The sequence below is a fragment of the Pseudomonas syringae group sp. J309-1 genome (assembly GCF_032582135.1).
In the GTDB taxonomy this organism is placed as follows: Bacteria; Pseudomonadota; Gammaproteobacteria; order Pseudomonadales; family Pseudomonadaceae; genus Aquipseudomonas; species Aquipseudomonas quasicaspiana.
Window position 1 is genome coordinate 148,045 of sequence record NZ_JAWHNU010000001.1, and the last position, 20,107, is coordinate 168,151.

General features: G+C 56.9%; 19 protein-coding genes. 12 read left to right on the top strand and 7 right to left on the bottom strand.

Features of this window, described 5'->3' with window-relative positions:
* Window positions 1-149: 149 nt before the first annotated feature.
* The 8 genes from RX972_RS00730 (at window position 150) to RX972_RS00765 (ending at window position 7,081) form a co-directional block, all read left to right on the top strand.
* On the top strand, window positions 150-365 hold the full coding sequence (locus RX972_RS00730) for a type II toxin-antitoxin system prevent-host-death family antitoxin (RefSeq protein ID WP_095100015.1): 216 nt from the start codon (window positions 150-152) through the stop codon (window positions 363-365).
* Window positions 366-650: 285 nt separating this feature from the next.
* A complete protein-coding gene (locus RX972_RS00735) occupies window positions 651-1,112 on the top strand; it encodes a hypothetical protein (protein ID WP_122705576.1) in 462 nt (153 codons plus the stop codon).
* Between the two features lie 94 nt (window positions 1,113-1,206).
* Window positions 1,207-1,641, top strand: coding sequence for a RidA family protein (locus RX972_RS00740; protein ID WP_316872166.1), 435 nt, complete (start codon window positions 1,207-1,209; stop codon window positions 1,639-1,641).
* Between the two features lie 704 nt (window positions 1,642-2,345).
* Entirely contained in the window at window positions 2,346-3,065 is a 720-nt protein-coding gene (locus RX972_RS00745) for a gluconate 2-dehydrogenase subunit 3 family protein (protein WP_122705571.1), read from the top strand.
* Window positions 3,066-3,101: 36 nt separating this feature from the next.
* Window positions 3,102-4,871 carry a GMC family oxidoreductase gene (locus RX972_RS00750; RefSeq protein WP_316872167.1) on the top strand — a complete coding sequence of 590 codons (1,770 nt, stop codon included), beginning with the start codon at window positions 3,102-3,104 and terminating at the stop codon, window positions 4,869-4,871.
* Window positions 4,872-4,882: 11 nt separating this feature from the next.
* A complete protein-coding gene (locus tag RX972_RS00755; protein WP_316872168.1) occupies window positions 4,883-6,259 on the top strand; it encodes a cytochrome c in 1,377 nt (458 codons plus the stop codon).
* Between the two features lie 257 nt (window positions 6,260-6,516).
* Window positions 6,517-6,771 (top strand): type II toxin-antitoxin system RelE/ParE family toxin, encoded by a 255-nt coding sequence (locus RX972_RS00760; protein ID WP_316872238.1) that lies wholly within the window; start codon window positions 6,517-6,519, stop codon window positions 6,769-6,771.
* Complete coding sequence (locus tag RX972_RS00765; protein ID WP_316872169.1) at window positions 6,710-7,081, top strand: helix-turn-helix transcriptional regulator; 372 nt, start codon at window positions 6,710-6,712, stop codon at window positions 7,079-7,081. Before RX972_RS00760 ends, RX972_RS00765 begins: the two co-directional genes overlap by 62 nt.
* A gap of 241 nt (window positions 7,082-7,322) precedes the next feature.
* Here RX972_RS00765 and RX972_RS00770 read toward each other — a convergent pair whose 3' ends face one another.
* A complete protein-coding gene (locus RX972_RS00770; RefSeq protein WP_316872170.1) occupies window positions 7,323-7,886 on the bottom strand; it encodes a GNAT family N-acetyltransferase in 564 nt (187 codons plus the stop codon).
* Window positions 7,887-8,066: 180 nt separating this feature from the next.
* A complete protein-coding gene (locus RX972_RS00775) occupies window positions 8,067-8,438 on the bottom strand; it encodes a PH domain-containing protein (RefSeq protein WP_027899651.1) in 372 nt (123 codons plus the stop codon).
* 90 nt (window positions 8,439-8,528) lie between these two features.
* Here RX972_RS00775 and RX972_RS00780 point away from each other — a divergent pair, with 90 nt between their 5' ends.
* A complete protein-coding gene (locus RX972_RS00780) occupies window positions 8,529-8,843 on the top strand; it encodes a hypothetical protein (RefSeq protein WP_027899652.1) in 315 nt (104 codons plus the stop codon).
* Here the strand turns inward: RX972_RS00780 and RX972_RS00785 are convergent.
* On the bottom strand, window positions 8,834-10,165 hold the full coding sequence (locus tag RX972_RS00785) for a PLP-dependent aminotransferase family protein (RefSeq protein WP_316872171.1): 1,332 nt from the start codon (window positions 10,163-10,165) through the stop codon (window positions 8,834-8,836). The two genes, RX972_RS00780 and RX972_RS00785, sit on opposite strands and share 10 nt — an antisense overlap.
* An 87-nt stretch (window positions 10,166-10,252) precedes the next feature.
* Between RX972_RS00785 and RX972_RS00790 the strand changes: the two genes are divergently transcribed.
* Entirely contained in the window at window positions 10,253-11,149 is an 897-nt protein-coding gene (locus tag RX972_RS00790; protein WP_099270532.1) for a DMT family transporter, read from the top strand.
* Window positions 11,150-11,607: 458 nt separating this feature from the next.
* On the opposite strand, the gene RX972_RS00795 is transcribed toward RX972_RS00790, so the two are convergent.
* Genes RX972_RS00795 through RX972_RS00810 form a run of 4 tightly spaced genes read right to left on the bottom strand, consistent with a single transcriptional unit; the run spans window position 11,608 to window position 16,897 of the window.
* On the bottom strand, window positions 11,608-13,374 hold the full coding sequence (locus RX972_RS00795) for an ABC transporter ATP-binding protein (RefSeq protein WP_099270533.1): 1,767 nt from the start codon (window positions 13,372-13,374) through the stop codon (window positions 11,608-11,610).
* On the bottom strand, window positions 13,364-14,479 hold the full coding sequence (locus RX972_RS00800; protein ID WP_316872172.1) for a beta-glucosidase: 1,116 nt from the start codon (window positions 14,477-14,479) through the stop codon (window positions 13,364-13,366). Before RX972_RS00800 ends, RX972_RS00795 begins: the two co-directional genes overlap by 11 nt.
* Before the next feature lie 49 nt (window positions 14,480-14,528).
* On the bottom strand, window positions 14,529-15,719 hold the full coding sequence (glf, locus tag RX972_RS00805; RefSeq protein WP_316872173.1) for a UDP-galactopyranose mutase: 1,191 nt from the start codon (window positions 15,717-15,719) through the stop codon (window positions 14,529-14,531).
* Complete coding sequence (locus tag RX972_RS00810; protein ID WP_316872174.1) at window positions 15,707-16,897, bottom strand: glycosyltransferase family 1 protein; 1,191 nt, start codon at window positions 16,895-16,897, stop codon at window positions 15,707-15,709. The genes glf and RX972_RS00810 overlap by 13 nt, the downstream gene beginning before the upstream one ends.
* 333 nt (window positions 16,898-17,230) lie before the next feature.
* Between RX972_RS00810 and galE the strand changes: the two genes are divergently transcribed.
* Window positions 17,231-18,256 carry a UDP-glucose 4-epimerase GalE gene (gene galE / locus RX972_RS00815; RefSeq protein WP_027899658.1) on the top strand — a complete coding sequence of 342 codons (1,026 nt, stop codon included), beginning with the start codon at window positions 17,231-17,233 and terminating at the stop codon, window positions 18,254-18,256.
* A 150-nt stretch (window positions 18,257-18,406) separates the two neighbouring features.
* Window positions 18,407-19,243: a glutathione-dependent disulfide-bond oxidoreductase gene (yghU, locus tag RX972_RS00820; RefSeq protein ID WP_316872175.1), complete on the top strand. Its 837-nt coding sequence runs from the start codon at window positions 18,407-18,409 to the stop codon at window positions 19,241-19,243.
* Window positions 19,244-20,107: the final 864 nt, after the last annotated feature.

A 20,107-nucleotide genomic window follows, 5' to 3' on the forward strand; every position in this document is an offset into this window, starting at 1 on the left:
ATGATAGGTGCGGGGTTTGCTTGGCGCAACCGCTGTTAAATCGATGTTGAGACTGAGTGAAATCGCTTCATTGATAAGCCTGGATCTGAACCCACATGATGCTGGTCTAGAATCAGCACTGACGCTTGATGGCTTACAGGAGCACCACCGTGAAAACTCACAACGTCCATGGAGACAAGAAACACCTGACCCAGCCTGTCGTTGCGGCTGCGGATGGTGAAACAATCATCATTGCCAAGACTGAATCTCCAGTCACTAAACTGATGCCTACAACCTCTAAGCGACGCGGAATGCTGCCCGATATGAGGTTTAATGCTGAGGCTTTCGAAGCCATGGATTCAGAAATTGCTGATTTGTTTAAGTAAAAAATGAAGCTGCTGCTCAACACTTACGGGACGATCACACAGACCAGCCTCATCTTTCCGTGCAAGAGGGGCCGTCCCGTCTTCGACGCTGCGTTGTCGCGTGGCAACAGGCTCCTACAGTCGAAAAGTATTTCATCAGATGGTTAAATTTTGTTTGATGAGGCCCCGGCAACGCGGGCTTGATCCCACCCGCTCAATAACCGCAAATTACTCAAGTAAATGCCCGACCTGCGGACATTCTGTGAACGCAACCTTTCGTTCAATCAGCTGAGGCAGCAAACCCCGATGGCCTTTGTATTAGTTTTCATTGGTTTTCTGGCCTTTGTGTCGGGCTACATTGTGTCGCTTGAAGACCGGCTTCAGCGCGACGGAAAATTTTGCCCGTTCAGTGTGCGCACGAACCTCAAGGCATCTGTGCGAGCACGCAAAACCCTGACCTGGCTGGGAATGCTGATCTGGGTGATAGCGGGTGCATGTTATCTCTGGGGACCGCCAATTGAGGTCGCGCCTGATGAGCAACTCGGTGGGCTGGGCGTTATCGGGCTTATCTTCGCGTTCATGTATTGGGGCCGTGCAAGAGAACATGAATTCCAGAAAACCGGAGCCTCGACCGACTCATATGCTTATCAGGATGCAATCGAGCCTCATGAATGGTGGCCGATTACGTTCCGGGCTTTGATTGATGTCGCGAAAATCCTGCTTTTTCTGATCTTGATGTACGGGATTAAGCGGCTGATCAATCTCTAGTTCAGAGCGGTAAGAAAGGGCGACTCTCACACCCGCTTGACCTCAACCTAACTAGAGGTCTGAAACTGCCGACTCTTTCATCAGGAGTCAGCCTATGTCCAAGCTCGATATCGCCCCTGCTTTCCAGTTATCCAATCCACCAGGCCTGTACGATCCGAGTCCGAATGGTTATTCCCACGTAGCCCAATTGCAGCCGCAGGCGCAGCTTCTGTACATCGCCGGGCAAGGTGGTGAAGACCAGCAGGGTCAACTGTCTTCAGTGTTTGCCGAGCAGGCCAGACAGGCGCTCGCCAATCTCGCCATTGCGCTGCAATCCAAAGGCGTCGGCCTGAATGAAGTATTCAAACTGACGCTGCTGATTGTCGATCACGACCAGGAAAAGCTGCGCATTTGGGTTGAAGAAGCTGATCGAGCGTGGGGAACATCGATGAAGCCCGTGTGCACATTGATTCCGGTGCCGCGCCTTGCGCTGGACGGGATGCAGATTGAAATTGATGCTATTGCGGCGTTACTGCCAATGCAGCAGTAAGAACTGACCAGGGTCTCGCAGCAAACGCAAGACGCTGTGGGAGCAGAGCTTGCTCGCGATGCAGGTGACTCGGTGTGCAGCCTTGGACCGAGCCATCGTTCATCGCGAGCAAGCTCTGCTCCCACAGAAAATAACGCGACGCGGCCTGAAAATCATCAGGATGATCCCCATCGTCGCCAATCTGGCCGATATGCGGCATGGAAATACCGAAAGCGTCCCGGATGCGACACCGCAACACCTTGACAAAAATCGGAAATAATTTGTCGCATCTTTTTCAAACCTGATAGCATCCTGCTACCCGTGATGAGCAGACGATACTTGAGTATCGCGCCTCAATGCTGTGCTGGATGAATGTTGTTCATGCAGTCGCACCTACGCAAACGATCACAATTAGAGCAACCCTTGAGGTCTGCCAGCCCTGTTCCAGATTGCGCGCTAGCGCTTGAGATGATCGCGAGTTGTACGTTGACTGGTAACGTATGCCTTTTACGTTAACCATCGCAGGTTGGAAAGAACCACCAACCATCGCGTTTCGTTGAAACGATCCGGAACCTGAAAACGTCGCCGTCAATGTCCTTCAATCGAAGGCGCATCCGGCTGCGCGCTATTTACGTTGGCTAAAGGGGTTGCACAGCAGGTCGAGGCTTTCGATTTCCGATAGCACCGTCCGGGGTTTTCTTGTGAGCATTCATAGGGGCCTCACCATGTTGTTGAATAAACCAACGTCACGAAGGAAGTTTCTGCTTTCTTCCTTGATTGCACTACCTGCGATAGGCGTCGCCATTAAAGGCCTGAGCGCTGCGGAAGCAGCGGAGATGGTTGCGCCAAAACTTGAAGAATATCGCCCGACTTTTTTCAGCGCGGCTGAATGGGCTTTCATCATGGCGGCCTGTGACCGCCTGATCCCGGCCGGTGGCCGTGGGCCTGGCGCGCTGGAAACCAACGTCCCGGTGTTTATCGATCAGCAACTGGCCAGCGATCTGGGCAGCGAGATCTATCTGGAAGGTCCTTTCAAACTCGATGCCCCGGCGGAAATGGGTTATCAGATTCCGTACCGTCCGCAAGAGATTTATCAAAAAGGCATCAAGAGCGTTGACGCCTTTTGTCAGGAGAAGCACCAGAAGAACTTCGCGTCTCTGGATGCAGCCAAGCAAGAAGACGTCTTGAAGCAGTTGCAGAAAGGCGAAGTGAGCTTCAAAGCGTTTGGCGAGGACGTGCTCAAGTCCAAGCAGTTCTTTGGCGAACTGTTGAACCACACCAAGCAGGGTTACCTCTCGGACCCGATCTATGGCGGCAACAAGGGCATGAAAGCCTGGATCGCCATCGGTTTCCCCGGAGCCCGCGCCAGTTACGTGGAGTGGGTGACACAGCACAACGTCAAGTACCCCCTCGGCCCGGTCAGCATCAGCGGCCAGCGCGGTTGATCTCCCTTCGCCAAGCATTTCCAGGATAGATTTCTCATGGCAAATATTACTAACGACGAAGTCGACGTAGTCGTCGTCGGCCTCGGCTGGGCTGGCTCGTTGATGAGCATTGAACTGGCTCAGGCAGGTTTGAAAGTACGCGCTCTGGAGCGCGGTGAAGATCGCAACAACACCGACTTCGCCTATCCAAAACCAGCGGATCAATACGCCTACGGCATCCGCAACAAGATCATGGCCACGCCAAAAGCGGCGGCCATGACTGTTCGCCACACCGCCAACGACGTTGCTCTGCCTACCCGTAAATGGGGCGCTTTCGAGCCAGGTACTGGCGTGGGGGGCTCGGGCCTGCACTGGACCGGCGTATTGATTCGTCCGACCCCGACCGACATCAAGCTCAAGACCTATGCAGACCAGGCTTACAAGCCGGGCATCCTGCAAGAAGACATGCGCATCGGCGATTACCCGTTCACATGGGATGAAATCGAACCGTTCCTGGACAAGTTCGACAAGATCTGTGGCCTGTCGGGCAATACCGGCAACCTGCAAGGTCGCATCATCGAAGGCGGTGACCCGTTCGAAGGGCCGCGCTCCAGTGCCTTCCCGCTGCCGCCCCTTGAAGACACCCTGAACTGCAAGATGTTTGCAGACGTGGCGCGCAAGATGGGCTATCACCCGTTTCCGAACCCGTCGGCAAACGTCTCTCAGGCGTGGACCAACCCGTACGGCAATCAGATCGCGCCGTGTAACTACTGCGGTTATTGCAGCAAGTACCCGTGCCTGAACTACTCGAAAGCCTCGCCGCAAACCGCGGTGCTGGATTCGCTCAAGCGCATGGAAAACTTCTCGTACCGGGTTAACGCCAACGTACTCAAAGTTGAGCTGCACCCGGACGGCAAGACCGCCAAAGGCGTGACCTACGCCGACGCCGACGGCAACCTGGTATTCCAGCCTGCTGGCATCGTTGTGTTGGCGGGCTTCCAGTTCGTCAATGTGCGCCTGATGCTGTTGTCCGGTATCGGCAAGCCTTACGATCCGATCACCGAAACCGGTACTGTTGGCCGTAACTACGCGTTCCTGAGCAACGGCGGTTCCACGCTGTTCTTCAAGGACAAGGAGTTCAACCCGTTCGCCACCGCCGGTGCTACCGGGCAGATGTTCAACGACGTTTCGCCGGGCAACTACGACGGCGCAGCACTGGGCTTCATTGGCGGCGCGAAGATTCACAGTTCTCAAGCCACCGGTGCACCTATCGGTACAGCGCTGCCAAGCGGCACGCCGGATTGGGGCCAGGGCTGGAAAGAAGGCATGCAGGATTGGTATGGCCACTCGATGAAAGTGAGCATCACCACCAGTTGCCAGTCTTACCGTGGTCACTACGTGGACCTGGACCCGACGTACAAGGATCCATGGGGCTTGCCACTGCTGCGTATCACCTTCGACTGGAAACAGAACGAGCTGAAACTGCAGCAGCACTTGCGCAAAATCGTGCTGGATATCACCAAGGAACTGGGTCCGGACAGCTACAGCGAAAGCTTCCTGGCGATGGACTCTCATTGGGATATCACCAAGTACGTATCCACCCACAACGTGGGCGGCGCGGTCATGGGCGACGATCCGAAAACCACGGCACTCAATCGCTATCTGCAGAGCTGGGACGTGCATAACGTCTTCGTACCGGGCGGCAACGCCTTCCCGCAGAACTTCCAGGCCAACCCGACGGCTTTGATCGGCGCATTGACCCTGTTCTCGGCTCAGGCCATCAAAGACCGCTACATCAAAAACCCTGGCCCACTGGTTCAGGTGTGAGGAGCGAGAACATGAAATCCAGATCCCGCTCCCCGCTGCTGGTACTTCTGGCAGTTTGTGTAGTGCTTGCCCTGCTAGCCTGGCTGGTCAGTGTGTTCCTCAACAAATCGGGTGACGCATCTGCGCAGATGACTCAGGAAGTGACACCTGAACTCATCAGCAAAGGCGCTTACCTGGCACGCGCTGGCGATTGCGTGGCGTGCCACACCGCTCACGATGGCAAAACCTTCGCGGGCGGTCGTGGTATCGAGTCGCCAATCGGTACGATCTACGCCACCAACATCACGCCGGATAAAGACACCGGTATCGGTAGCTGGACCTATGGCGACTTCGAGCGCGCGGTACGTCGCGGTGTGGGTCACGATGGCAGCGCGCTGTACCCGGCGATGCCGTTCCCGTCGTATGCCAAGGTCTCGGATGAAGACACGCAAGCGTTGTATGCGTACTTCATGAAAGGCGTTGAGCCAGTCAAGCAAGCCAATCAGGCCAACGATATTCCGTGGCCACTGTCGATTCGCTGGCCGCTGGCTTACTGGCGCACGTTCTTCTCGCCGACACCTGAGTCCACTGTTACATCTGTTGCGGGCACCGATCCACAGCTCGTTCGTGGCGCGTATCTGGTACAGGGCCTGGGCCACTGCGGTTCTTGCCACACACCGCGTGCGCTGACCATGCAGGAAAAAGGCCTCGACGAGAAAAGCAGCGACTACCTGACGGGCGCTCTGCTTAACGACTGGGCGGTGCCTTCGATCCGTGGCGTTGCTCACTGGTCGCAAGACGAAATCGTCGACTACCTCGGTTCTGGCCGTAACGCCAAAGCGTCGGTTGCTGGTGAAATGACTGACGTTGTAGCCAACAGCACGTCGCACATGACCGATGAAGACCTGCATGCGATGGCGGCTTATTTGAAGTCGTTGTCCGGTGAAGCTGGCAAGAATGGCGAAACTGTTTATCAGCACAACGCTGAACGTAGTGCAGCAACGGCCAGCAAACTGACCGCAGCCAAAGACCTGACACTGGGCGAACGTCTGTACCTGGATAACTGTGGCGCCTGCCACTTTGTCAAAGGTGAAGGCGCTTCACGGATCTTCCCGCGTCTTGACGGTGCTTCGATCATCAACGCCGAAAACCCGACCGCGCTGGTTCACGTGATTCTCGCTGGCGCAAAAACGCCATCCACCGCGAGAGGCCCGTCGATCCTGCCGATGCCAGGCTTTGCCGAGCGCATGAACGACGCAGAAGTTGCCGAACTGGCCACCTTCCTGCGCCAGGGCTGGTCCAACCAGGCGCCTGCGGTGTCTGCGAAACTGGTTCAGGAAGTCCGCACGGCCTTGGCCGAAGGGCATCCGAAGCAACAGAAAAAGCTTGAGGCCAGTAACGAGAAGTAAGTTTTACTCGTTGTAGTCAGAGCTGTTCAGAGAGCCCGCCTTGTGCGGGCTTTTTGTTGGTGGGCAAACCAACCGTGAACACCCGTAGGAGCGGCTTTAGCCGCGAGGCTCTCCGCCTGAAACCGGTCCTGAGAGCTCAATTGGGCGTATGAGGTAATTGGTCTGGGCGGCAACATATGCAAGGGTGTGATCATTGGCAAATTCAGACTTATAAGTAAATATGCGAGAATTACTTATAAAAGACCTATATATTGCCTGTGAATACCATTAACTGGACCCGTAAGGCCGTTAAGCAACTCCTGAAATTGCACACGCCACATCAGGTTCAGATTCGCGATGCGGTGACCATGCTCACGGTTATGCCGGACGTAGCCAACGTCAAGATGCTGGTCCGACATGAACACGGATACCGGTTGAGAGTTGGTAACTACCGAGTCCTGTTCGATTGGGATGGCACAGTCAAAATCGTCAGCATACAAGAGGTCAAGAAACGTGACGGACGCATCTACTGACGTTCAAATCATCAACGGTCCGGATGGAAAACCGGCATTCGTGGTGATCCCGTACGCGCAATACGTGGCTCAACACAAAAATCAAAGCGACTTGATCCCCCATGAGGTGGTCAGTCGCATCGTCGATGGAGCCTCCCCTATTCGCGCTTGGCGTGAGCACTTGGGACTGACTCAAGAAGATGTCGCCCAGCGACTGGCCATCACCCAACCGGCTTACGCGCAACAGGAAACTGTCGCCAGGCCGCGCAAAGTTACCCGAGAAAAAATTGCGCTGGCATTTGGTATCAGTGCAGATCAACTGGAGCTTTGAGAGTGTGATCCAAATAAAGCAGTGAAATACTGTTTTGTTGAAATCGCGCCCGGTGCGACAACAGGATGCAAGTCCAGGCAAAGCTCACAAATATTGGTACTCACCTGTAGGAGTGAACTTGCTCGCGATGAACGGTGACACGGTGTAGCTGACAAACCGAGTCGCCTGCATCGCGGACAAGCCTCGCTCCCACAGGTTTGCAGGCCAACATAGAATCTCCCACAGGGCCGCAATATCAGGCCTATTTGCGCCGCGGCCGCGACACCACCGACTCGATATTCTTGCGCCCGATCAGCATCGGCTTTTGCGGCTTTTCTTCGGCCAGCCACTTGAACATCACCAGACAATCCACCAACCCCAACCGCGCATGCTGGTAAGCACGTGGCAGTCGGCCGACGACGTCGAAACCGAGCTTCTGCCACAACGCCACCGCCACTTCATTACTCGCAACCACTGAGTTGAATTGCATGGCGAGGAAACCGCTTTCAATGGCTACCTTCTGTGAGTGCTCGCACATCAACCGCGCAACCCCACGCCCGCGCGCCGCTTCGGTGACCATGTAGCCGCAATTGCACACGTGGCTGCCGGGACCTGCGGCGTTGGCTTTGAGGTAGTAGCTGCCGAGCAGTACGCCCTCCTCTTCGGCGATGAAGGTGTGCAGCGGCATTTCCAGCCATAGGTGCAGGGCCTGCTCACGGGTCAGTTGCGGATCGTAGGCGTAGGTTTCCCGGGCAGCGATCACGCTCTGAAAAGTGGGCCAGAAAAGCTCGAAGTCTTCGGCGGTCATGGGCCGGATGTTGATCATGGGACAACCTTGAAGATGTGGGTCAAAGGGGAAGTTTCAGGCCTGGCGCGCAATGTGCCAAGAGGCGAACTCGCTGGACACACCACTGTAGGAGCTGCCGCAGGCTGCGAATAGCGGTGTGTCAGGTATAACTGATCGCAGCCTTCGGCAGCTCCTACAAGGGCCGCCTATCAGTTGAAACTACCCCAACAGATGTCTGGATATCAGCCTGGAAATCTCAACCATAGAAGTCTTCCCGGTGAACTCGAACTTCACTTTGCCCAGTGCGGAAAAGTAGATTTCCAGCTCCGAGTCCAGGTCGAAGGTGCCGGAGGTTTCGATGGAATACGCGACGATATTTTTATACGGCAATGAGGTGAAGTCTTTCTTGCTGCCGGTCAAACCTTGCACGTTGACGGCGATGATGCGCTTGTTGGTAAACACCACGCCGTCGCGCATGGACTTGTATGAATCAATGACCTGCTCACCTTCCAGCAAAAGCGCCGTCACACGCTCGGCGTATTCATCGTTCTGCTTGAGTTTGAAGAAGCCTTTGTTATTGAAATCGATCATCCACCGCGCCTCGCCTGTAAAGTAATCTTCCCGGATTGCTGCGGGCATGTTCAGGCAGTGCCGCATCGGTTTCAACAAGAGAATATCTGTATGGTAAAAAGCACTACCGACCTGACGGCCCGCGACGTCTATCAACTCCTGAAAGACATCGCCCTCGAAACGCGAACGTTGCACACGGTGAAAAGCCGAAAAGGGCAAATCGAAATCGAGGTGGATGGCTGGCAGCTCACACTGGTCAGTGAGGAGAACAAGCTGAGCCATTGCCAGGCCTGCCGGTCACCCGAAGGCAGTCACGGGACCGCAGACAGTTGGCAGCGCTACGGCACCGACCCGGTCAAGCTGCTGAGTATCTGGGAACATGAACAACTGCAGCGCCTGCTGAAGTTGTCCACAACTCAGGAATAAGCCCCAACGACACGGTTCACCGTTTTCAGTGCAGTACGTAGCGTTGGCATGTCTACAGAGCCGAGTGCCAGGCGGATCGCATGCGGCACGTGTACGGACACCGCGAAAGGCTCGGCAGTGGACACCGAAATGTTCTCGCGCATCAGCGCCGCCGCAACCTGATCCGCTCGTGCATCTTCGGCCAATGGCAGCCAGGTGAAATAAGAACAGGGATGGCGAACGCAATTCACTCCCCCCAACAGCTCATCCGCCAGCAATTGTCTGGCTTTGGCATCCGCACGCTTTTGCGCCTCCAGCCTGCTGACAGTGCCGTCATCCAGCCAGCCGGTAGCAATCGCCGTCATCACCCCGGCAGTGTTCCAGCTTGTGGCTCTGATCGCGCGTTCGAGCACACTGACGCGGGAGGCCGGAGCAGCAATGAATCCAAACCGCAGCCCGGTGGCGACGCTCTTCGACAGGCCGGAAACATACACTGTGCGCTCCGGAGCCAGGTGCGCCAAAGGCGGTGGCGGATTGGGCGCAAGAAAAGCGTAAGCCGCGTCTTCGATGATAGACAGCGCATGTTGTCGCGCAATCTGCACCAGCCGCTCGCGCTGCTCGATACCCATCACCCAGCCCATGGGGTTATGCAAGGTCGGCATGCTGTAGACCCCCCGCACTGTTCTGCGTCGGCAGAGTTCCTCCAGTGCATCCAGATCAGGCCCTGAGTCCGTCACAGGAACAGGCAAAACTTCCAGGCTCAGGGACTCAGCCAACACCTTGAAACCGGGATAGGTCAACGCATCGGCCGCCACCACATCACCGGGCTTGAACAGCGCCATCATCGCCACCGTCAAACCATGCTGAGCGCCGTTGACCAACAACACCTGACCGGCCTCGACGGTCAGCCCGCGACTGCGTAGATGACGCGCCACGGACGCCCGCTCATGGCTTCGCCCGGCATGCGGCTGGTAGCGCAACAGCGATTCCAGATCACCTGACAATGCCAACTGGCGCAGCGCAGTGCGCAACAGCTCGGCCTGCCCCGGCAATGACGGATAGTTGAAATTGAGGTCGATAACGCCGGTTGCGACGTCAGGCTGATCAATGCCATGCCCCGCCGGCAATGAGGTCTCCCGAACGAACGTGCCCCGCCCTGCTTCCCCACTCACCAGCCCCATGGCCTCCAGCTCCGCATAAACCCGCGACGCCGTAGCCAGCGCCAACCCCTCAGCGGTGGCCAGGGTTCGGTGTGTGGGTAAGCGCGTTCCCGGCGGCAAGCGCCCCGAACGAATATCCGCGGCGAACGCATCCACCAGTGATTTGTAGCGGGCGTGTGGCATGTCGAACTGTATCCATGACAATTTTTTGATTGTACTGATACTCGGCCCCAGGATGCCTTTACGCAACCCGACTTGAGAGTGGCCCGCATGGAACAAGCATCTGCCCCAAAAATCGTTCCCATGGAAAATGCCACCCGGGGCTGGATCAACGGCTTTATCGGCGTCGTGATTTTCAGTGGCTCGCTGCCTGCGACTCGGGTTGCAGTCCTGGAATTCGACCCGGTGTTTTTGACCGTCGCCCGGGCAACCCTGGCAGGCGTGCTTGCGCTGTGCGTGTTATTGCTATTCAAAGAGCAGCGTCCGGCACGCCACCAATTACTGTCTTTATTGATCGTCGCCATTGGCGTCGTCGTCGGCTTTCCGCTATTGACCGCGCTGGCGTTGCAGCACGTGACGTCAGCGCACTCCATCGTCTTCCTCGGCTTATTACCACTGGCCACGGCAATATTCGGCGTGCTGCGCGGAGGCGAACGGCCCCGTGCAGCCTTCTGGTTATTCTCGGTGCTGGGCAGCCTGACGGTGGTCGGCTTCGCCCTCTCTCAGGGCCTGAAGGCCTCGGCCACCGGCGATGTCCTGATGCTATTGGCGATTCTGGTCTGCGGCCTGGGTTATGCCGAAGGGGCCAGACTCTCCAGAACACTGGGTGGCTGGCAGGTGATCAGTTGGGCGTTGGTGCTGTCGCTGCCGTTCATGGCGGTGCTCAGCGTTTTGCTGAGTCCACCGTCGTTTTCGAGTATCAGCCCGCCCGCCTGGCTGAGTCTGGGCTACGTATCGCTGTTCAGCATGCTGATCGGTTTCGTGTTCTGGTACCGCGGCCTCGCACAAGGCGGGATCGCTGCAGTTGGGCAACTGCAACTGCTACAACCGTTTTTCGGGCTGGCGCTGGCGGCGACGTTGCTGCATGAACAGGTCAGCGCGGGGATGCTCGGGGTAACGGTTGCGGTGATTATTTGTGTGGTGGGTGCGAGGAGGTTTTCCAGGTAGCGGGTAGAGATTGCCCTGCACCCTGGCACGGCGCCAAACCGGCAGGAGCGAACTTGTTCGCGAGGCGTCAGGCCTGAACCAACGCGTAAAGCCTCTCGCCAACACATTGCCTCCCACCTGGAGCGGCGCTATCTGATTACCCTGCACCCTTGCGCGGCGCCAAACGGTAGGAGCGAACTTGTTCGCGAGGCGTCAGGCCTGAACCAACGCGTAAAGCCTCTCGCCAACAAGTTGCCTCCTACCTGGAGCGGCGCTATCTGATTACCCTGATCGCCCGCTGCTTGATAACAGAAAGCCGACCGAATCAATCCAGCACGATAATCCTGCCTTCGAGCGTGAGGCTGTCAGCACGCATTTCATCGGGTTCTAGTTTGCTTTGGTACTCAGTCACCTCAACTTTTTTACCCACCGCAAGTTTGGCTGCGGAACACGGTGAAAACGTTGAGCATCGAACGCATTCACTCCTCCGGGGCATTCATGCTTTGCGTCTGCCAGAGCGTTCGAAATATCCCGTCCTGACTGCGCAATTCAGTTGGCGAACCGTCCTGCACCACACGGCCGCTTTGCAGCACCAGAACCCGGTCAAAGCTGGCAATGGTCGATAATCGGTGGGCGATGGCCAGCACCGTGCGCCCGCGCATCAGATTGGCCAGCGCCATCTGGATAACCTTCTCGGATTCCGAGTCCAGCGCAGACGTCGCCTCGTCCAGAATCAGGATCGGTGAGTTACGCAGAAACGCCCGTGCCAGGCCAAGCCGTTGCCGCTGGCCGCCCGATAACATCACGCCGCGCTCGCCCACTTGCGTACCGTAGCCACTGGGCAGCGCGTTGATGAAGTCTTCGCAATAAGCCTGCCGCGCCGCATCGATGACCTGTTGCTCAGTAGCCTTGGGTTGGCTGTAAGCAATGTTCTCATAGATGCTGCGATTGAACAGGGCGGTCTCCTGGGGGACCACTGATATCTGTCGGCGCAGGCTATCCTGACTGACCGAGCGGATGTCGCGGTCGTCGATCAGGATGATGCCGCTGCGCACGTCGTCCAGGCGTTGCAATAGACTGATCAGCGTCGATTTACCTGCACCCGACACGCCAACAATGCCGACGCTTTGCCCCGCCGGTATCTCCAGAAAGAAATGCTTGAACACCGAACGCCCGTCCGGGTAGCTGTAGCTAACGTCGATGAAGCGAATATTGCCACGCGTCGGAGCCAGTTCTTCGTGGGTATCGCTCAAGCCATGGGGCTGGGCAATAATGCTGAGCGTCTCAGCGATCACGCCCATTTGTTGGGAGGTATCCACCAGAGCCAGGGCCAGATCCCGCGAGCCGTGAAGGATGCGAAAGGTCAATGCGCTGACCATCACCACATCACCCGCTGTCACCAGACCGTCGACCCACAAGTCTATGGCCCAACCGAGCATGCCCCCGGCCATCACCGACAGGCAGACGTCATGCAACACGCGGGCTTTTTCCAGATAAATCCAGCTGCGGCTTTGGGCCTTCGCTTCGACACCTATGGCTTTTTCCAGCCTTAAACGCTCCCGCTCACGGGCAGAAAAAGCTTTGATGCTCCACACGTTGGACACGAGGTCGACGATCTCGCCACCCACCCGCGCTGACTGCGAAGCAAAGGCAATGTGCTTGGCCCGGCCGTTTATACCAATCAACGTGATCAAGGCGGCGACCGCGATTACGCAAGCGATCAAAACCAGCGCCATGGACAGTCGCACCGTACACAGCACGATGACCGCGCCGAGAAAATCGACACACGGAGGAATGATTTTCCACGCCAGCCCGCCGTAGATGGAACCGGCTGCAGCACCCGCAGATGAAATCCGGTTAGCCAGTGCCCCCGCAAAGTGTTGAGAAAAGTAGCGCATCGGATGCCCCGTCAAATGGCTGAACAAGTCGATGCGCAAATCCGCGCAACTGCCAACCACCGTTCGACATCCGAGCCAGCCACCTGCCCGCCAGAACAGGTTTTCCAGCACGATGAGCGCAATAAACAACACAAATGGGAACCACACATGACCTGCCGCGCGATCCTCTATGGCCATGGCGTCCACCAGCAGCTTCATGCCGTATTGCACGGCAACCGCACAACTCGCTGCCCCCACAACCAGAACCAGCATGGTGCCGAAGTGCCAGGGCCGTACCCGGACGTAACGCCAGAGAAAAGGCACTGGAGTATCAGGCAGCGGGCGTTCCCGTATTCGGCTATTGATCATGGCAAGTCGAAAGCGCCTGGATCTGCACGCACAAAGGATGATGCGGTGCCCGATTGCCCTCGCCGTCCGCATAACCAAACAGGCCTGCCGGGCAGTATCGACCGTCGTCCCAGCCGGGATAGTCCAGAAATGGATACCAGCACAGCGCCTCCACTTCCACGCCCCGCTGCCCGGCCAGAACGATTTGCGTGCTGATGTAGTCGAGCCAAGGCACACGCTCCTCGTCTTCGGCACCGGTCTCCGAAATTAATAACGGTCGCTGGTAACGCTGCTGCACCTCCTTGAGCATGCCCGCGAATGGACGATAGGCAGGCTCGCCGCGCAGGATTTTCCCGCCGTTGAGTACCCACTGGTTTTGCGGGTAGAAATTGACCCCGACGATGTCCAGGTATTCTTCTCGCCCACCCAGGCCTGGCCACTGACGACCCGTCAACAAATCCCAGCCTTCAAACTGCGCCAATCGATACTGTTCGGCCTGATTGATCTCGTCGCTTCGACTTGATCCCGCCACCACATTGATCAATGGATCACACTGCACAAAACGCGCGTCCGGCGTGCGCTGACGAATCGACTCAATCGCCGCGATACTGGCGCGTACCAATTGATGTTTGAGCTCCTGCCCTCGCCCGTGGGTGCAAGGGTTGAAATAACCCACGTCACCGCCCGCCCAGCTCCAGAAAGAGAGTTCGTTGATGGGCGAGAAAAACGGTACGTCCATGCCTTCGTCTTTCATCAGTTGGGCAACCGCTCCTGAAAACCGGGCGAAGCGCTCCACGAATTCAGGCCTCCAGATATCAAGCCCGTCGGGATAGCCGTAATGACACAGATCCCACACCACCTGCACGTTGTAATCGCGCGCAGCACGCAGCATCGGCAGAAAGCTGCTCCAGTCGTAATAGCCCGGTCGGGGCTCGATCAGATGCCAGCGCAATCCGTCGCGTGCGCAGGCAATGCCCAGTGCCGCCAGTTGGGCGTAATCCTTTTCAACACTTCGGGCGTGGCCGGTTTCGGCGAGCATGTCCAGCCGCCGCCCATCCCGGCGACGGTGTGAGGAACACTCATAACCGGCCATGACAAACGAGTTGAACAACCGAGCGGAGGTCATCACTGCCACCCGCGAAAACAACTCAATGGCAGCGCTTGCCGGCCGCACATCAGAGTGACCCGACTGCGTGGCTTAGCGCCGCGTTAGACTCCTTTTCGATACGTTGATAGAGCGCCAGCGCCTGCCCCACCACCTGATCCATGTTGTAGTACTTGTAAGTACCCAGCCGCCCCAGAAAAGTGACGCCCTCGGTTTCATCCGCCAGCGCGCTGTAGCGCTTATACAACTCTGCGTTTTCCGGGCGAGGGATCGGGTAGTACGGGTCGCCTTCAGCACACGGAAACTCGTAGCTGATGCTGCTCAACGGATGCGTCTGGCCGGTCAACTGTTTGTACTCGGTGATTCGTGTGTAGGGCACGCTCTGATCGGGATAGTTGACGACGGCCACCGGCTGGAACTGTTCGACAGGCAGCGTCTCGTGTTTGAACTCAAGGCAGCGATACGGCAACCGGCCAAAGCAGAAGTCGAAATACTCATCGACCGGCCCGCAGTAAATGATCTCCCGATAGCTGACCTGATCCCGGGCTGCGGTGAAGTCAGTATTGAGCAACACGTCAATGCGTGGATCATCGAGCATGTTTTCGAACATGCGGGTATAGCCATGCAGCGGCATCATCTGGAACGCGTCAGTGAAATACCGATCATCATTATTGGTACGCGTGGGCACGCGAGAAGTGACGGACTTGTCCAGTTCCGAAGGATCCAGGCCCCACTGCTTGCGGGTGTAGCCCTGAAAAAACTTCTCGTATAATTCACGCCCGATCTGGTTGATCACGACGTCTTCAGAGGTGCGAATATCCGCCACAGGCTCTGCGCGCTCCGCCAGAAAAACCTCGGCTTCGTGCTCGTCCATAGCGCGGCCATACAGCGTATTCAACGTGGTCAGATTGATCGGGATCGGCAACAGATGTTCGTCCACCTGTGCCAGGACCCGATGCTCATAAGGACGCCATTCGGTAAACAGCGACAGGTAGTCGACGATGCGTTGCGCATTGGTGTGGAAGATATGCGGCCCATAGCGGTGGACCATGATTCCGGCTTCATCCAGGTGGTCATAGGCGTTACCGGCGATGTGCGAGCGCCGGTCGACTACCAGCACATTCTTGTCGAGGCCCTGCGCCAGACGTTCGGCGATCACCGATCCGGCAAACCCTGCGCCGACGATCAGATAATCGTAAATGCGATTCTCACCTGCCTGCGACGGGCCTTTTTTTGCGTTTTCCATCGTTACCGTAGGCATTCGATCTGCTCCTTCATGAGGGCGCAGGTTTTATCCCACGACATGCCATCCAGCACTGCGTCAGCGCGTTGGTTGAATGAGACGTCAGCCCTGGATTTCAGCGCAGCCTCAATTCCGGCAATGAATGCGTGCGGCGAATCGGCGATGGTGACTACACCTGAATTGCCATAGCAGCTGATCACGTCGCGAATGGGCGTGGACACTACCGGGCAGCCGCCCGCCAGGTATTCCGGCGTTTTGGTCGGGCTGATAAATCGCGTCGATTCGTTGATCGCGAATGGCATCAGCGCCACGTCCCATCCCGACAGATACAGCGGTAGCTCGGCATAACTCTTGGGCCCCAAATAGTGAATATTGGGCTGGCGCGGCAGTGAGTCAGGGTCGATTTTTACCACCGGACCAATCAGCACGACCTGCCAGTCAGGTCGTTGGCTAGCCAGTTCGCTGACCAGTTCGATGTCGAATCGCTCATCGATGACGCCGAAGAACCCCAGTCGGGGATAACCAATGCCAGCCTGGTCCGCGGGTTCTGGAAGCCTGTCACGGGCCGCTGCGAAGTGTGCAATATCGACGCTGCTGGGCACGGGATGGGCGTTGCCATGCTGAAGTTTCTTCGCCTCCCACAAGCTGTAGCCGCCGGTGAACACCACATCGGCCCTGGCCATCAACTGACGTTCTTTTTCCAGCAAATCAGACGGTGCGCCCTTGAAGGCCGACAGCTCGTCCATGCAGTCAAAAATCGTCACGCGAGCTTTCAGGTGGTCGGTGAATGACAGGCTCATGGGTGTGAGATACCACAGCAGCAGCTCTTTGGCCGAGAGTAGGTCTTTGCCCGAATGTTCGGCCAGATACCCGTCAAGCAATTCGCGTTGCCATTCCACTGCTTGCGCAGCGCTGGTGCCATGGGCAAAAAGGGGCACGATGACGGTAATGCCCGTTGCAGGTTGCGAGATATCGAGTGCCGGCTGAGGTGTGTCCGTGAAGATCGGCTCTTCAAAGAACAACACATCGTAATCCTTGGCCAAACGCGACATGACGTGTTGCGGTCGCTGATAAACGAACCCCCAGCGCAAATGAGACAGGCACAGCAAAGTAGGTCTGGCCAGACTGATTGCACGTGATGGGGTGTCGATTTTCACCAGCGAAAGGGCGTCGTCAGGCTGCTCTGGAAAATTCATGTCGGATTCCTTTTGAAATATGGATCCGAGACTGAAGCCAGCTTGATCGCGGCCTCGAAGACACTCGTCTGTTGAATAAAACGCTACTCGGTGATTGAGGATCACGTTCTGCGCGCTTCATAACTTGGAGGCCTGCCGTTCCCGCAGCGTTCAACACGCCCCCACGTAAAGCCGATGAACAGCAGGTACCGGTGAGTAAACGCCTTTGAACTCCCGCGGCACCTGGAGCCCATAACTTCATACACCTCATCGTCACGCTTGTGACAGTGAGCCGAAATACAGGCTCGGCAGGTAAGTAGTCGCCGTTCACACAGTGAATAAATGAGGCGAACTATGATCCTGGTGACTGGCGGTGCGGGCTATATCGGTGCTCACGTAGTGCTGGAACTGATGGAGCAGGGCGAAGACGTCGTGATTCTCGATAACCTTTGCAATAGCTCACGCTCGGTTGTGGAGCGGATTGCCAAAGTATCGGGACGAAGACCTGTCTTCATCTTTGGAGACGTTCGAAATAAAGGCCAGCTAGATCTGCTGTTCAACGAATACGCCATTGATGCCGTGATTCATTGCGCCGGTTTGAAAGCCGTCGCTGAAAGCGTGCGGGAACCGCTGCGCTATTACGATACTAACGTGGGCGGCAGCGTGACGCTGTGTCAGGCCATGGCAGACGCCGAAGTGTTTACGCTGGTATTCAGCTCATCCGCAACGGTCTATGGCGACTGTGCAGTGATGCCTATTGATGAAAGCTGCGCCACAGGTCAGCCCTCGAACCCATACGGCCAATCGAAACTGATGGCGGAAAACGTCATGAACAGCATGGCCGCATCCGATCCTCGCTGGTCGGTTGGGCTGCTGCGTTATTTCAATCCGATTGGTGCCCATGGTTCGGGGGAACTTGGCGAAGCACCGACCAACACACCGAATAATCTGTTGCCTTATCTCCTTCAAGTCGCCAGCGGTGAACGCGCAGCACTGGGGGTGTATGGCAATGATTACGCAACGCCGGATGGCACCGGCGTCCGCGATTATGTGCATGTGATGGACCTTGCCGAGGGGCATCTGAAGGCATTGCAGGCGTTACGACAGCTCCATGGCGTGCGGGTCTGGAATTTCGGCACGGGTCAGGGTTATTCCGTGCTGGAAGTGGTCAAGGCGTTCGAACGTGTCAGCGGTGTCGCCGTGCCGCTGACGTACGAGCCTCGCCGTGCCGGTGATATTGCGCGTTGCTGGGCAGATCCGGGCAAAGCCGCTGATGAGCTGGACTGGCGCGCCGGTCGCTCGCTGGACTGCATGCTGGCCGATGCCTGGCGCTGGCAGTGCAGCATTCAGCCGGAGCGAATTGACACGCTGGTGGGCTAGGCTTTCGTCGTGATTCATTGGGTTTGTTCGAATTCAAATGCGCAGGCAGCATTGATTCCGCGTCACGGCGCTGGCAGGGTAGTCCACCTGAACTGACGTGGCGGCTGCCTGCGCCTCGTTTTCGAATCGAATAGATCGGGAGATTCGCACATGAGCAACGCACCTTACGTTCCGGCCAAGGTATGGAAAAACGAAGCAGTGGGTGGCCAGTTCGCAAGCATCAACCGGCCCGTCGCCGGGCCGACCCACGACAAGACACTGCCCAAGGGCAAGCACCCTTTGCAGCTCTATTCACTGGCGACGCCCAATGGCATCAAAGTGACTATCTTGCTCGAAGAGCTGCTCGCGCTGGGGCATACCGAAGCGGAATACGATGCCTGGCTGATCCGCATCAATGAAGGTGATCAGTTCTCCAGCGGCTTCGTCGATATCAACCCCAATTCGAAGATTCCAGCATTGGTGGACTACAGCGCCGAGCCGCCCATTCGCGTGTTCGAGTCGGGTTCGATCCTGCTGTATCTCGCCGAAAAGTTCGGGCGCTTTCTGCCGACCGATCCAGCAGGCCGCACTGAAACCTTGAACTGGCTGTTCTGGCAAATGGGCGCAGCGCCGTACCTTGGCGGTGGTTTCGGACATTTTTATGTCTACGCGCCGGAGAAAATGGAATACCCGATCAACCGCTTCACCATGGAGGCCAAGCGCCAACTGGATGTGCTGGATCGCCGCCTGAGTGAAAGTACTTATCTGGCGGGCGATGAGTACACCATTGCCGATATCGCAGTCTGGTCGTGGTACGGCCAGGTGATCCTTGGCGGTCTGTACTCGGCGGCTGAGTTTCTGGCGGTGCACGAATACACCCACGTGCAGCGCTGGGCGCATGAAATCGCCAAACGTCCTGCGGTTATTCGGGGCACCCGAGTCAACCGCACCTGGGGCGATGAAGCGACCCAAGTACCGGAGCGGCATGACGCTGCGGATCTGGATTGAGGGAGAGGTAACAATTAAATCCTGTGGGACCGAATTCATTCGGGAAGGCGGCATTCCTGATGACACAGATACATCTAATGTACCGGCCTCTTCGCGAATGAATTCGCTCCCACGGGTTTTCGCACGGTCTCGGGTTCACGACGAGCCAGTTCAGTGGGACCGAATTCATTCGGGAAGGCGGCATTCCTGATGACACAGATACATCGAGTGTACCGGCCTCTTCGCGAATGGATTCGCTCCCACGGGTTTGCGCACGGTCTCGGGGTCACGATGAGCCTGCGGGACCGAATTCATTCGGGAAGGCGGCATTCCTGATGACACAGATACATTGAATGTACCGGCCTCTTCGCGAATGAATTCGCTCCCACGGGTTTGCGCACGGTCTCGGGTTCACAATGAGCCTGTGGGACCGAATTCATTCGGGAAGGCGGCAATCCTGATGACACAGATACATCGAATGTACCGGCCTCTTCGCGAATGAATTCGCTCCCACACAGACTGTGTGAAAACCCTCAGACAAAAACAAACTGCGCGCGCTCACGTGAAATCTTTAAAAGTTTGTGTGGGTCACAGACCTCAAACTCACGTAGGAGCGCGGTTTTTTGAGCGTTTTTTAGCCAGCTAATTGGCTCGTGAGGTTTTCACACAGCCTGCACGGGTTGTCGCACGGTCTCGGGTTCACGACGAGCCTGTGGGACCGAATTCATTCGGGAAGGCGGCATTCCTGATGACACAGATACATCGAATGTACCGGCCTCTTCGCGAATGAATTCGCTCCCACGGGTTTTCGCACGGTCTCGGGTTCACGACGAGCCTGTGGGACCGAATTCATTCGGGAAGGCGGCATTCCTGATGACACAGATA

Excerpts from the sequence above, each read along its gene's own strand:
- RX972_RS00735 (WP_122705576.1), top strand. The coding sequence starts at position 651 with ATGGCCTTTGTATTAGTTTTCATTGGTTTTCTGGCCTTTGTGTCGGGC.
- RX972_RS00740 (WP_316872166.1), top strand. The coding sequence starts at position 1,207 with ATGTCCAAGCTCGATATCGCCCCTGCTTTCCAGTTATCCAATCCACCA.
- RX972_RS00745 (WP_122705571.1), top strand. The coding sequence starts at position 2,346 with ATGTTGTTGAATAAACCAACGTCACGAAGGAAGTTTCTGCTTTCTTCC.
- RX972_RS00750 (WP_316872167.1), top strand. The coding sequence starts at position 3,102 with ATGGCAAATATTACTAACGACGAAGTCGACGTAGTCGTCGTCGGCCTC.
- RX972_RS00755 (WP_316872168.1), top strand. The coding sequence starts at position 4,883 with ATGAAATCCAGATCCCGCTCCCCGCTGCTGGTACTTCTGGCAGTTTGT.
- RX972_RS00765 (WP_316872169.1), top strand. The coding sequence starts at position 6,710 with ATGGCACAGTCAAAATCGTCAGCATACAAGAGGTCAAGAAACGTGACG.
- RX972_RS00770 (WP_316872170.1), bottom strand. The coding sequence starts at position 7,886 with ATGATCAACATCCGGCCCATGACCGCCGAAGACTTCGAGCTTTTCTGG.
- RX972_RS00775 (WP_027899651.1), bottom strand. The coding sequence starts at position 8,438 with ATGATCGATTTCAATAACAAAGGCTTCTTCAAACTCAAGCAGAACGAT.
- RX972_RS00780 (WP_027899652.1), top strand. The coding sequence starts at position 8,529 with ATGGTAAAAAGCACTACCGACCTGACGGCCCGCGACGTCTATCAACTC.
- RX972_RS00785 (WP_316872171.1), bottom strand. The coding sequence starts at position 10,165 with ATGCCACACGCCCGCTACAAATCACTGGTGGATGCGTTCGCCGCGGAT.
- RX972_RS00790 (WP_099270532.1), top strand. The coding sequence starts at position 10,253 with ATGGAACAAGCATCTGCCCCAAAAATCGTTCCCATGGAAAATGCCACC.
- RX972_RS00795 (WP_099270533.1), bottom strand. The coding sequence starts at position 13,374 with ATGATCAATAGCCGAATACGGGAACGCCCGCTGCCTGATACTCCAGTG.
- RX972_RS00800 (WP_316872172.1), bottom strand. The coding sequence starts at position 14,479 with ATGACCTCCGCTCGGTTGTTCAACTCGTTTGTCATGGCCGGTTATGAG.
- glf (WP_316872173.1), bottom strand. The coding sequence starts at position 15,719 with ATGCCTACGGTAACGATGGAAAACGCAAAAAAAGGCCCGTCGCAGGCA.
- RX972_RS00810 (WP_316872174.1), bottom strand. The coding sequence starts at position 16,897 with ATGAATTTTCCAGAGCAGCCTGACGACGCCCTTTCGCTGGTGAAAATC.
- galE (WP_027899658.1), top strand. The coding sequence starts at position 17,231 with ATGATCCTGGTGACTGGCGGTGCGGGCTATATCGGTGCTCACGTAGTG.
- yghU (WP_316872175.1), top strand. The coding sequence starts at position 18,407 with ATGAGCAACGCACCTTACGTTCCGGCCAAGGTATGGAAAAACGAAGCA.